General features: G+C 40.5%; 9 protein-coding genes. 4 read left to right on the top strand and 5 right to left on the bottom strand.

Going from position 1 to position 13,648, the window contains the following annotated elements; all coding sequences use genetic code 11:
• Positions 1-117: 117 nt before the first annotated feature.
• Both MNY66_RS13125 and rdgC read right to left on the bottom strand, forming a co-directional pair.
• Positions 118-633, bottom strand: coding sequence for a GNAT family N-acetyltransferase (locus MNY66_RS13125; protein ID WP_241501049.1), 516 nt, complete (start codon positions 631-633; stop codon positions 118-120).
• Between the two features lie 326 nt (positions 634-959).
• Positions 960-1,868, bottom strand: coding sequence for a recombination-associated protein RdgC (rdgC, locus tag MNY66_RS13120; RefSeq protein WP_047256468.1), 909 nt, complete (start codon positions 1,866-1,868; stop codon positions 960-962).
• 507 nt (positions 1,869-2,375) lie between these two features.
• Here rdgC and MNY66_RS13115 point away from each other — a divergent pair.
• Positions 2,376-4,328 carry a bifunctional 2',3'-cyclic-nucleotide 2'-phosphodiesterase/3'-nucleotidase gene (locus MNY66_RS13115; RefSeq protein ID WP_241501048.1) on the top strand — a complete coding sequence of 651 codons (1,953 nt, stop codon included), beginning with the start codon at positions 2,376-2,378 and terminating at the stop codon, positions 4,326-4,328.
• A gap of 117 nt (positions 4,329-4,445) precedes the next feature.
• Complete coding sequence (locus tag MNY66_RS13110; protein WP_241501047.1) at positions 4,446-5,222, top strand: ribonuclease T2 family protein; 777 nt, start codon at positions 4,446-4,448, stop codon at positions 5,220-5,222.
• A gap of 144 nt (positions 5,223-5,366) precedes the next feature.
• Here MNY66_RS13110 and MNY66_RS13105 read toward each other — a convergent pair whose 3' ends face one another.
• The 3 genes from MNY66_RS13105 to sbcD all read right to left on the bottom strand — a co-directional run bounded on the left by MNY66_RS13105 (position 5,367) and on the right by sbcD (position 11,238).
• Positions 5,367-5,966, bottom strand: coding sequence for a nitroreductase family protein (locus tag MNY66_RS13105; RefSeq protein WP_047256465.1), 600 nt, complete (start codon positions 5,964-5,966; stop codon positions 5,367-5,369).
• Between the two features lie 356 nt (positions 5,967-6,322).
• A complete protein-coding gene (locus MNY66_RS13100; protein WP_241501046.1) occupies positions 6,323-10,009 on the bottom strand; it encodes an SbcC/MukB-like Walker B domain-containing protein in 3,687 nt (1,228 codons plus the stop codon).
• On the bottom strand, positions 10,006-11,238 hold the full coding sequence (sbcD, locus tag MNY66_RS13095; RefSeq protein ID WP_241501045.1) for an exonuclease subunit SbcD: 1,233 nt from the start codon (positions 11,236-11,238) through the stop codon (positions 10,006-10,008). The genes MNY66_RS13100 and sbcD overlap by 4 nt, the downstream gene beginning before the upstream one ends.
• Positions 11,239-11,482: 244 nt before the next feature.
• Between sbcD and phoB the strand changes: the two genes are divergently transcribed.
• The gene (gene phoB, locus MNY66_RS13090) at positions 11,483-12,172 is read left to right on the top strand and encodes a phosphate regulon transcriptional regulator PhoB (RefSeq protein ID WP_053907654.1); all 690 of its coding nucleotides are present in this window, start codon (positions 11,483-11,485) and stop codon (positions 12,170-12,172) included.
• Positions 12,173-12,194: 22 nt separating this feature from the next.
• Positions 12,195-13,502: a phosphate regulon sensor histidine kinase PhoR gene (phoR, locus tag MNY66_RS13085; RefSeq protein ID WP_241501044.1), complete on the top strand. Its 1,308-nt coding sequence runs from the start codon at positions 12,195-12,197 to the stop codon at positions 13,500-13,502.
• Positions 13,503-13,648 lie beyond the last annotated feature (146 nt).

Raw genomic sequence — 13,648 nt, 5'->3', positions numbered from 1 at the left:
GAGATTGGCACACCGATACCATTTAGTAGACGTTTATGATTGAGGCTATACGGTGTGCGCTGACAGTATTATTTTTATCAACAGGGATGAGCCAACATAGTAAATATAGCGATAGATTTAACTTTGTTGATTTTGCCAGCTATTAAGATCTAACATTAATTCACATTCATCATCAACATAAGCTCCGGTCGGGACAAATCCCAGTTTTTGATAAAATTCAAATGGACTCTCTTCGCCTTCGCCACAGCTATTATATAGGCGTGGATAGCCTTTATTTTTCAAGTAATTAATAACTTGCAGCAAAGCTTCGCGCCCAAAACCGAGTTTTTGATACGGTTCTGCTATCATAAAACGCCACAGCATAATGCCTTGATATTCGAGCTCATCATCATCTAATCCTGAATGTAGCATGATGAATCCAACAGGAACATTATCAGCATAAATACCGCGATACCAAGCACAATCAGAAAACTGAGCTTCTACCATCGAGTAAGCATTATCTGCAACCATTGAGCGTTGAGCTTCACCCAGAGTGTGGCTCAGTAGGCAAATTTCAGAGAAGTTTTCTGCGGTGATTTTTTGCAGACTAACCACTGAGCTTGGATTTAATGTTGTTTCGGTCACGGTACTCATGTTGCCTCCTCGATAATGGAATATGGATAATGTGAGCTAGGTAGTACGGCTGAGGGAAGTTAACTTTTAATCAACCAGAGTTTTTGTATCCCGTCAATAAGCGGGTTATCAGGATGTTAACTGAGTGAAAAAATAGCAGATAGCTGTTATGGGAGTCGTATTTTAGCTTGCAAAGGAGTTGATGTTTTTCAGTAAATTGAATGCTAGAGCGATGAGTTTAGCTTTAGTGATACTCAACGGGGGTTAATGGATAGCAATTATCGAGAAAGGAAGGAAAAATTGCGCATGGTAGCTATTTCCATACGCAATGTTTGATTATTGGCTAATTAACCTTCAGCTTCGCCGCCAAGAACATCAATTAATCGCAAAATAAGCGCACTTAGCTCGCCTGTCATCAAGGCATAATCAGCATCAAAACGTTGAGCAAAATCTTCTTTGCCTATATCTTCATTCTGATCTTTTAATGTTTCACTGAATTTTAAACGTTTTAATGAACCGTCATCGGCGAGCATAAATTGGATCCGTTCCTCCCAATCGAGTGAAAGTTTGGTAACCAATTTCCCCGCTTCAATATGTACAGCAATTTCATCAGAGACTAAATCTTGTTTTTTACAGCGAATAATACCGCCTTCTTCCAGAATCGCTTTGAGCTCTGCTTCTTCCATTAAAGCAAAGCCTTGCGGTAAATCACCCGCCCGTACCCATTCGGTTAGAGTCAACTCAATTGGATTTTTAAAGCTCAGAGGAACTACCGGCAGAGAGCCTAGGCTTTTTCGCAACAGTGCTAAATTATCCTCTGCACGTTTCGCACTTGCGGCATCAACAATCACCAGTTGATTTACGGTATCTATCCAAATATAGGTTTTACTAAATTTACTGAATGCGCGCGGTAATAAGGTGTGTACCACTTCATCTTTTAATGAATCTTTTTCAGTTTTTTTGAGTTTTCTTCCTTGCTCACTTTCAAGACGTTCAATTTTGTCTTGCAACTCCTGCTTGATCACTGGAGATGGCAACATTTTATCTTCTTTTTTTGCACAAATAAGAATTTGATTGCCTGAAACATGAGTGAGCGCATCGCTGTGATGTCCCATTGGCGGTACCCAACCGACTTTCATCATATCTTGGCTGCCACAAGGATGATAAGCCAGTGGGGCAAGCTGTTGTTCTAAATCATCGGCGGATAATGCTAAATCTCGATTTAGACGATAAATAATTAAATTCTTGAACCACATGACACAACCTACCTTTTTTATTCCAAGATTGAACTGGCTCAATGATAGCGAATTGTCCGGTGATTAGCGAAAAAAATGATGGTTAAAAACATTAAGTGCCAAAGTAATTTTAACTCCGCAATAATTGATTAATCGAGAAAGTTGCAATGTAGATCACCCAATATTTGTAATGTGATTGAGGTAAACATAACAAATGTGATAACACTCACGAAAAAATATGCTTTTTTTGATAGTATCGCGGAACAATTAAATAATTGAAATTCATTGCTTTTTCTGTGTGTTTTATTGGTTCGCTAGTTATTGATGTACTAATAGTGTAACGATGATTAATTAAATCCGTCGTTGAAAGTAATGGCTTTTTCAGTGCAATAAAGTGTTTTTTTAGCGAGCTAGTCGTCGCGGTATATGACGATGAATGGCTTTATCTTGAATGGCATTCCCTCAGTTAACTCCGGGAAAGTAAAACTCGCGTATCCCCTTGATATAACCTATAAATGAGGTGTAATTATGGTGAAGCATATGTTGAAATTTTCAACATTGGCCCTATTGATCGCTGCAAATGTTAATGCGGCGACAGTTGATTTGCGTGTCATGGAAACCTCTGATATCCATAGTAATTTAGTCGATTTTGATTATTTTAAGGATAAATCAACGGAGCAATTTGGCTTAGTACGTACCGCCAGCTTGATCAAAGCTGCGAAAGGCGAAGTAACTAATGCGATATTGGTCGATAATGGGGATCTGATCCAAGGTAGCCCTCTTGCTGACTATATGGCAGCCAAAGGGCTGGCTGAGGGAGAATCTCATCCGGCGCATATGCTGATGAATACTATGGGTTATACCGTAGGTAATTTTGGTAATCACGAATTCAATTTTGGGCTCGATTATCTTAAACAAGCGATTGCTGGCGCTAAATTCCCTTATGTTAATGCCAACATCATGGATGCTAAAAGTGGCAAAAATTATTTTACGCCATATATTATCGTCGATACTGCGGTGAAAGATCGCCAGGGGAATAGCCATACAATTAAAATTGGCTATATTGGCTTTGTTCCACCACAAATTGCCATTTGGGACAAAGCTAATTTAGACGGCAAAGTGGTGGTTAATGATATTACCGAAACTGCCAACAAATTTGTGCCTCAAATGAAAAAAGAAGGTGCCGATTTAATCGTTGCTATTCCGCATTCGGGTTTCTCACAAGATCCTTATAAAGCCATGGCAGAAAACTCTGTTTACTACCTCAGCGAAGTCGCTGGTATAGATGCCATTATGTTTGGCCATGCTCACGGAGTGTTCCCCAGCCAAGAATTTGCCAATATCAAGGGCGTTGATATTGAAAAAGGTACCGTAAATGGTATTCCTGCTGTGATGCCGGGTCAATGGGGCGATCATTTAGGGGTCGTCGATATGGTATTGAATAACGACAGTGGCAGCTGGAAAGTCACGGAAGCCAAGGCCGAAGCGCGTCCTATTTATGATAAAACCAACAAAAAGCCGCTCGTTGAACGCGATGCTCAATTAGCACAAATTATTGAACAGCAGCACCGGGGAACCCGTGATTTTGTCGGCAAATTTATCGGTAAAGCGTCTGAAAATATGTACAGCTATTTAGCCTTAGTACAAAGTGATCCGACCGTTCAAATAGTTAATGATGCACAGGCTGATTATACACGCCAGTTTATTCAAGGTGATCCAGATTTGGCTGATTTGCCAGTATTAGCGGCAGCAGCACCGTTTAAAGCGGGTGGTCGTAAAAATGCTCCCGCAGATTTTGTTGAAGTTGAAAAAGGCGATTTAACATTTCGTAATGCTGCCGATTTGTATCTTTATCCCAACACCTTAGTGGTAGTAAAAGCCAGTGGTGCCGAGGTTATTGAATGGCTTGAATGCTCGGCAGGAATGTATAACCAAATTGATGTGACTTCCAGTAAACCGCAATCATTGCTTAATTGGGACGGCTTTCGAACCTATAATTTTGATACCATCAGCGGCATAAATTATAAAGTCGATGTGACACAACCGGCTAAATATGATACCGACTGCCAGTTGCTGAATAAACAAGCCAATCGGATTAAAGACGTTACATATCAAGGTAAACCAATCGATCCACAAGCGATTTTCTTAGTGGCAACCAATAACTATCGGGGTTATGGCGGTAAATTTGCCGGCACCGGTGATGATCATATCGCTTTTGCCTCCCCAGATGAAAACCGGACTATTTTAGCCAATTATATTGCCAAAATGTCAAAACAGCAGGGACAAGTTGCGACTCAAGCCGAAAATAATTGGTCCCTTATGCCAATTCATAGCGATAAAAAATTAGATATTCGTGTTGAAACGTCACCGAGCGATAAAGCCGCTAATTTTATTCAGCAGCATGGCCAATATCCAATGACTTATATTGGAAATGATGATATTGGTTTCGCCGTTTATCAATTAGATTTGATGGCAAAATAATAATAGAATGCCTGCCCTTTAGGGTGGGCCTATTACTGTTACCTAATTTTATTATTAATCCAAAAATAAACTATAAAAACAATTCAAAGATAAAATATCGAGTCAGGGAATTTTAAGATGCGTTCATTAAAACGATTATCAGTGGTGCTGATTTTACTCGCCGCAGGTTGTGTGACGTCAGAAAGTCAACTTACATCCACGCTTAAGCCGCAAGACAGATTAATTGAAGGTGTCTCTTGTCAGATCCCTGCTACTACATCGATTGATTATAATTTTAAGGCGAAGCAAGATAAATATGGGCGTAATGATCAGGCTAAAACTGATTATTTTAAGTTAGCTATTAACTATTCGCCGACATTTTGTGATTCTAAAAGACGCAGTATTGAACAGCTTAAATATAAAAATAAAGTAAACAAAGTTCAGCAGGAATATAAAAAATTTGAACTGCAATGTTTTTCAGATAATAAATTTGGTTGGATTGTACATGGTTTATGGGCACAAACGTGTGATGGAAAATCGATGGAACAGTGCCGCGATTGGTCTGATATTAGTAAGCACCCGCGTTTATGTCGAGGTGATTTAGCGCCCGTGGATTATTCGTTATTGAAACCGTATCTTTGTGCTTCGCCGGGGGCAGATTTACTGCAAGGTGAATGGGAAAAACACGGAGCTTGTGATTTTGAGCAGCCACAACAATATTTTGCTAAACAGCAGGCGCTATTTAATAGTTTGGTTTTACCGGCTGACAGATTGCCGAATAATCAGTTGATTGAATTTTTACAGCAATATAATCCCCAATTAAAAAATAAGCATATCCAAATTAATCGCGACGAATTTTATATTTGTTATAGCACCGATTTTAAGGTGATTGATTGCCCAGCGCGCGAGCATTAAGTGAGCATTTGCTAGACAGTATAAATAATGCCTCCTAATTTAAATAAGCTAGGAGGCGTTTATATAATATGGCTAATATTTTATATAGTGTAGTTTGTGACCACTCACTATTGTAGATGCGCTATTTTGTGGCCACTAAAAATTTTATTGATAGATTCTGAAACGTTGTTCATCATCCATAAAGTCTTTGTCACCCGCAGGCGCATTAATTGAGCCAAACACCATTTGTGCACGCAGTAACCAATGTTCTGGGATGTGCCATTCTTTAGCCACAAAGTTATCAATCAGTGGGTTATAGTGCTGTAACGATGCGCCGATGTTTTCTTCAGCCAATGCACTCCATACGGCTAATTGCGCCATACCACTGGATTGCTCAGACCAAATTGGGAAATTATCCGCATAGGCAGCAAATTTTTCTTGCAGACCTTTAACCACATTAAGATCTTCAAAAAATAGAATTGAACCGGCACCGGCGGCAAAACTGTCGATTTTTTGTTCAGTGGCAGCAAAGGATCCTGCGGGAACGATAGCGCGCAAAGTTTCTTTGGTTAGATCCCACAGTTTTTTATGTTGTTCGCCGAACAAAATGACCACACGTGAGGTTTGTGAATTAAAAGAAGACGGTGAGTGCTTCACGGCATCTTTAACTAACTGACTGATATGGTCATGAGAGACTGACAGTGAATCGCCTAGATTATAAATAGTACGGCGGTTTTTTAGCATTTCAATAAAGGCGTTAGACATGTGTGTCTCCTTAGGTCATTAGGTAGATGCGGCATAGATTAAAAATTTTAGTATTTTATCTAGGCGCTTCTATAAGATAATTCAATAACTTATATTTTATATATTAATAAATTAACGATTATTTATACGGAGTAAGGCGCGCTCGTTAATTTATGATTTTTGACGTTTATTCAAACAATTTATTATTATCCAGTAAGTAATTACCTGATAAATAACTCTTGTAACTACTATAACGGTAGCCACTAAAAATCATAGAAAAAATTTTTAACCTTTAGGTTCAAATTTTTACGTGTTAATCGCAGAATTAGGCCAAAAAATTAGTTCTAAAGTTAAGATAACAAAGATAATTCATTGAATTATTTTGATATTTTATATTTTCCTGGTAACTCACTATAGCCCAGTCCATTAATTTTTTTCACCTCGATTTGCAGTGGAATTCGTTCTTTCATTGCTTCAACATGGCTGATTACTCCGATAGTTTTACCACTGGCATTCAAATGATCGAGTGCATCAAGCGCGATATCTAAGGTTTCAGGATCTAAAGTACCAAAGCCTTCGTCCAGAAACAGGGATTCAAGCTGTGTTTTGTGGCTGACTAAATCGGATAATGCCAGTGCCAGAGATAAACTGACCAGAAAGCTTTCGCCGCCTGAGAGGGTTTTAATATCGCGCACACTGTCTGCTTGCCAACTGTCGATCACTTGTAATTCTAAGGTTCCTGAATTATTACGTTGTAATAAATAGCGCCCATGTAGCTTATTTAAGCGCAGATTAGCCAAGCTAACGAGATGATCTAAGGTTAATCCCTGAGCATAGCGGCGGAATTTATCACCCTCGGCAGAGCCAATTAATTCATTTAGATAGCTCCAATCATCATATTGCTGCTGTTGCTTTTCTATTTGCTGTAATAGCGCATGCTGTTGTTGGCGCAATTGCTTATCTGTGGCTAATTGGCTGAGAATTTGCCCTTGCTGTAGCGTAATATTTCTAATTTCCAGATCATATTGTTCAATCTGTGTTTTTAGTGCTTCGATAGCGTTTCGTTTTGCGGGATCGGGTTGATTATTCTCATGCTCTTTGAGCGATTGTTCTATGCTCTGGCTACGATTATCTGCGTGCCATAATGCGTGTTGTAGTTGTTGTTTTAATTGTTGTAATCGCAGGCTTTCTTCTTCGGTAATTAGCGCAGATAGAAAATCTTGACGAGTCGCAAATGGGCAATGCTTTAATGCTAGTTCAAAGTCGTTTTGTGCTTTTACTTGAGCGGCGGTAGCTTCTTTATGTGCAGTTTCAATCTCGTTGGCTTGACCTTGTAGCGAGGAAATTTTACGCTCAGCCAGTAATAACTCCGCATCTATTTCTTGCAGTGTACGCTCTAGCTGTTGCTGTTTTTGTTGTGCTTGAGTTTGTACTTGCGATATTAGCTGCTGACCAAATAGCTCAACGCGCAATGCGTGTTTGGTATTAATTAATTGGCGATGTTCAGCAACTTGTTGTTGAATTTTATCAAGTTGTTGGTTTAGCGTTATCTGTTGTTCATACAATGACTGGCGCTGAGTTTTTTGCAATTCAATCGACTGGGCAAGCTGTTGTAGACGTTGCTGCTGTTGCTCAAATAGGTGACAACGCTGCTCTAATTGTTGCAGCCAAGATTGTCGTTCTTCTATGGCAGGTAAACACAGTTGATATTCAGCTAACTGATTATTTAGTTCGGCTTCGATATCTTGTTGTTGCTGATGTAGTGCATACCGTTGCTGCTCAAGGGCTGCTATGGTCTGCACGCTATGGAGGTTACGCTGATTAGCTAATTGTAATGCTGCTGATTGTTGTTGATAGTATTCTTGTTTTGTTGTCAGTATTTTTTCTGCATGCTTATGATTTTCAATTAAAATATCTAATTCGGCTAGCCATTGGGTATTCTCAGTTAATTGTGTGTTTAGGCTGTGTTGCCGCTGCTCAATGGCCTCTAAACTATAAGGTAATACTGTTTCTGCGGCTTTCTCACTGGTTGTTTGCCATTGCTGTGCGACGATTTTTTGCTGCTTAATTAAGTTCTCACGCTGTTTTTGTTGCTCGACGAGACGTTCATTATCCAGCGCAATATGACTATTGATCGTGATGAGTTGCTGTTTGTCTTGTTCTAATTGTTGATTTAATTGAGCTAATTGTTGTTCAGTCTGGCTAGATGACAGTTGTTGATAAGCTTCAACGGCAGGGTGATCTTGCGAGCCGCACAAGGGACAAGGCGCGCCTGCGATTAATAATTGGCGTTGCTGTTCTAAGCTGACGATTTGCTTTTCGAGTGCTAATTTTGCTGTTAAATCAGTTAGATGAGGCTGGCGTAACGCAATATTATTCTCACAGGTTACTTTTTGCTGCGCTAATTGATTTAACGATGTTGATAAATCAGTAATTTGCTGTTCAGCTAATGATAGCGACTGCTGATTATCGTTGTGCTGTTGTAATAAATAGGGCAGCAGATTAAGCGCTTGTAATCGCTGCTGCAGTTGCTCTATATGCTGCTTTAGCTGATCAGTATTATGCTGTTGCTGCCATTGAGCGATGGCTTGCTGACTAAGTTGATATTGTTGCTGTGCTTGTTGTTTTTCTTGCTCGGCATAATGCAGGCTATTACTCAGCGTCTGCTGGGTTTTCTGGATTTCTTGCTGCTCAATTTGTAATTTTTCAGCCTGCTGTTGCTGTGTGGCATGCTGTTGATATAACCCTGATAATAAAACGATATTTTGTCGCCAGCCGCTAAGTTTAGGTGCGATAGCTGTACACTGCTGGTTGTGTTGCATTTCACCGGCTAATTGTTGTTGCTGCTGAATATCTTGGGCTAACTGTGTATCCACTTTTGCTAGTTGAGTGGCTTTTTGTTGCTGTTGTTGCTGAATATCGGTGATCTGTTGCTCTGCGCCCGATAATTGCTTACGCAGGTGATCGATATCTATATCCAGAGGACGAATTTGAGTTTCTATGAGTTCGTTTTGTTGGTAAGTTTGCGTTATATGCTGTTTTAATTGAGTTTCTAGTTGTTTTTTCTGCTGCTCAAGTGGTTGATAACGAGCCTGCTCTGCGATGAGTTGCTGTTGGGTTTGTTGTTGTTTTTGTGCCTGCTGCTCCAGGTTTTTTTCACTGCGCTGGAGCTCATTCCATAATGGGCGCAGTTTTTCTGCTGGCTCGCTGTTGGCTAAAATCTGTAACTGGGGGGCGGCATCAGTGACGGCTTTTTCTGCCGCGATTTTTTGGGCTTGTTGAACCTTTTGCTGTTCAAGCAATTGCTGTTGTTTAAGATGCCACTGTTCTGCGAGTTGCAGTTGCTGCCGCTGTTGAGATAACTGTTGTTCTTGCTCTGCCAGTAATTGCTGCTGATTAAGCAAAGATTGATGTTGCTCTGGGGTTAGCACATCAATATTACCGGCTTGTGCCTTGAGTAACTCGAGCGAATTGCGGACGAGTTTATGTTGTTGGAAAATATATTTAGATAGCTGACTATAAATTTCGGTACCCGTAATTTCTTCCAGTAAATCCGCCCGATCTTTTTCTGAGGCATTTAAGAAGGCGGCAAATTCCCCTTGTGATAGCAAGATAGATTTAGTAAAACGACCAAAATCTAAACCAGTTAACTGAGTAACTAACTCTAATTTATCTTTAACTTTTTCCGCCAAGATTTTTCCATCGGCTATGTATGCTAGTTCACCTTTCGGCGCTTGTAATTTTCCGCCGGCTTTGCCGCCAGCTCGACGTTGGCTCCAAAAAGCTCGGTAACCGATACCTTTAACTTCAAATTCAACTTCAGCTAAACATTCTCCGGTATGGCGAGTCATCAGCTCATTTTGACTCTGTGAAATCGTTCCTAAGCGCGGTGTTTGGTGATAAAGCGCGAGGCAAATGGCATCCAGCAACGAGGTCTTCCCTGCGCCTGTTGGGCCTGTTATTGCAAATAATCCCTGACTAGCGAATGGCTCCTGAGTGAAATCAATTTTCCATTCACCTTTGAGTGAATTAATATTTTTCAATCGTAGGCTTAAAATTTTCACGCTTGATCCTCCTCAGTAGACTGAAATGCTTCGTAGGATTGGCGAAATAATAATGTCAGTCGCTGTTGATATTGAGGGTCTTCCAGCTCGGCATCGGCTAAGCGGCGCAGAAACACTTCTTCGACAGTTAGTTCATTCAAGGTCTCATTGTTGGCAGTGGCACTGAGCGTTTGATTTTGGCGACGAGCACGACGTAATAAAATTACTTCAACTGGTAATCCGGCGGTCATTTGTTCAACTCGCTGTTGTATATCGGCTAAATAATCTTGCGAGGCAACTTCAATATCCAGCCATACCGGACGTTCAGCGTGATAATTTTGATATGGGCTTAATTGCTGCTGAATATCGTTAAGTGTACCTTTAAGGGTTGCCATCGGCTGAAACTGGGGGATACTGAGGCATTCGATAGCGGTTAATTTATCCTGTGTAAACTCGATTAAACACAGTGTTTTATCTTGACCATTTTCATCGAAACTTAGCGGAATAGGTGAGCCACTATAGCGAATATGGGCTTGCCCACCAATCACTTGTGGACGATGGATATGTCCCAAAGCAATGTAATCCGCGGGGGGAAAAGCATCGGCGGGGAAGGCCTCTAAACTGCCAATATAAATATCCCGAACCGAATCACTGGTGCTGGCACCGACTGCGGTTAAATGCCCGGTCGCAATAATCGGCAAAGCTTTGCCGAGCTGCTGGCGTAATTGCTCAGCATATTGATAACTTTGATGATAATACTCGGTGATTGCCTCAAGTAGTGATTGTTGTTTTTCACTGCTGCTTTGCCCAGCCAGGCTTTTTATCATATCGCGAGGGCGTAAAAAAGGGATTGCACACAGCAACGCGCCCGGTTTTCCTTGGTTATCGTTTAATACAATTACTGATTGTTCAATCGATTGATTATTAGCGTTGGCGATAACATGGATATTTAAATATGAAAGCAGTTGTTTAGATTCATTTAGCATCGCTACCGAATCGTGATTTCCCCCAAGAATAACTAATTGGCAGCCTGTTTTATGCAATTCAACAATAAAACGATTATAAATTTCGCGTGCATAGCTCGGTGGTGAACCGGTATCGAAAATATCACCGGCGACAATCACAGCATCAACTTGATAATGTTTAACTTGCTCTATCAGCCAATGTAAAAAATATTGATGTTCAGGAGCACGGGTTTTGGTGAAAAAATATTGCCCCAAATGCCAGTCCGATGTGTGAATTATACGCATAATGATCCGCCTAAAAGAGAGATAACACGGTATTTTTAAGTTATTGTGGCTATTGTGAACGTTGAAATAAAAAAACCAACAAAATGATAGTAATAATCGCAGCAATATATCAACGGTAAGCGAGAAAAGATCCAAATTAACTAAAGTATGTCAGAATCGAGAGTGTAAATTCATAATTCTGTCATAAAAGTGACGCATAATCGGCAAAATCGCAAATAATCTAACCTTATTCACAGGATCACCCATGGCAAGACGTATTCTGGTTGTTGAAGATGAAGCGCCCATCCGAGAAATGGTTTGTTTTGTATTAGAACAAAATGGTTTTCAGCCTATCGAAGCCGATGATTATGATTCAGCATTAGGGCAGTTGGTCGATCCATATCCTGATTTAGTCTTGTTGGATTGGATGATCCCCGGTGGCTCGGGTATCCAAGTGATTAAATATATGAAACGAGACAGTGAGATGCGGGATATTCCAGTTATGATGCTCACTGCTAGAGGCGAAGAAGAAGATAGGGTAAAGGGATTAGAAGTCGGCGCCGATGATTATTTGACTAAACCTTTTTCACCGAAAGAATTAATTGCGCGAGTTAAAGCTATTTTACGCCGTATTTCTCCAATGGCGGCTGAAGATGTTATTGATATGAATGGATTAGCTCTCGATCCGACTTCCCACCGTGTTACTAGCAACGATATCCCGATTGACATGGGGCCGACAGAATATAAATTACTGCATTTTTTTATGACCCATCCTGAAAGAGTGTATAGCCGCGAGCAACTGCTTAATTATGTGTGGGGGGCGAATGTCTATGTGGAGGATAGAACCGTTGATGTGCATATTCGTCGCTTACGTAAAGCCTTAGAAATTGGGGGGCATGAAAAAATGGTGCAAACTGTACGTGGTACCGGCTATCGTTTTTCTGTTCGTTACTGATTAATCCATAGGGAGAGCTTACGTGCTCGAGCGTTTATCATGGAAACAACTGGTTTGGGGGCTAATTTTATTTTGTTTACCCGCCTTTATTTTAGCTATTTTTGTTGGTCACTTAGCATGGCTATTGGTGATATCACTGTTAGCCGCCTTAATATGGCACAGCTATAATTTACTCAAACTCTCTTATTGGTTATGGCTTGATCGCAGCATGATAGCGCCAGAAGGTAAAGGGGGCTGGGAGCCAATATTCTATGGAATTAATCAGTTACAGCAGCGTAATCGTAAACGTCGTCGCGAATTAGGCCAATTAATTAAGCGCTTTCGTAGCGGTGCTGAATCTTTGCCTGATGCGATAGTGATGCTGACCGAAGAAGGCATTATTTTTTGGTGTAATCGCCATGCTCAGCATTTACTCGGGTTTCGTTGGCCAGAAGATAGCGGGCAACATATTATTAATTTATTGCGTTATCCTGATTTTAATCGCTATTTTAGTGCTAAAAACTATACTCAAGCCCTGACGCTAGAGCTGAATAATGGCTCGGTTGTGGAATTTCGTATTTTACCTTATGCCGATGATCAGTTGTTAATGGTCGCCAGAGATATCACCGAGAAACGTCGACTAGAAAAAGCACGGCGTGACTTTTTTGCCAATGTTAGCCATGAGTTACGCACCCCATTGACGGTGATTCAAGGGTATTTAGAAGTGATGGATGATCAGCCCGATGTTTCCCCAATCAATAAAAAAGCACTGACATTAATGCAAGAGCAAGCGTTCCGAATGGATAATTTGGTCAAGCAGCTTCTCCAACTCTCTCGTATTGAAGTTGCACCACAAATTAACTTAAATGAACAAGTCAATATTCCGTCAATTCTCAACATTTTAGCGCAGGAAGCCCATAGCCTTAGTCAAGGAAAACAACAGGTTAATTTTGATATCGATGAAAATCTGTTGGTGTATGGCAATCAAGAACAGCTACGCAGCGCAATGGCTAATCTCGTTTATAATGCGATTAACCATACTCCAGACGGTACTTTAATCAACGTGAGCTGGCAGCAGACGCGACAAGGGGCTACGTTTTCGGTGGTGGATAATGGGCCGGGAATTTCTGTCGAGCACTTACCACGGCTGACGGAACGTTTTTATCGGGTGGATAAAGCGCGCTCTCGCCAAAGTGGCGGAGGTACAGGGCTTGGTCTAGCGATTGTTAAACATGCATTACAGCATCATAACAGCCAATTATTCATCAATAGTATGCTTGGTAAAGGCAGTGAATTTAGTTTTGTTTTGCCACCAGCGTTGATTGTTATTGAGAGAAAGTCACCTAAGTGATTATATTTGTTTCTATTCTTTCGTTATAGAGCGTTTTATTTTTTTATTTTTACTCGTAATATCGACTGTTGTTTGTTTTTTATACACATCATATAGTGCATATTCTTTGATTATTAATAGTAATCACTGGTTTGGAAAAATAGTTT

It is taken from the genome of Moellerella wisconsensis (assembly GCF_022592395.1).
GTDB lineage: Bacteria > Pseudomonadota > Gammaproteobacteria > Enterobacterales > Enterobacteriaceae > Moellerella > Moellerella wisconsensis.
This window is presented reverse-complemented; position numbering and strand designations above follow the sequence as displayed.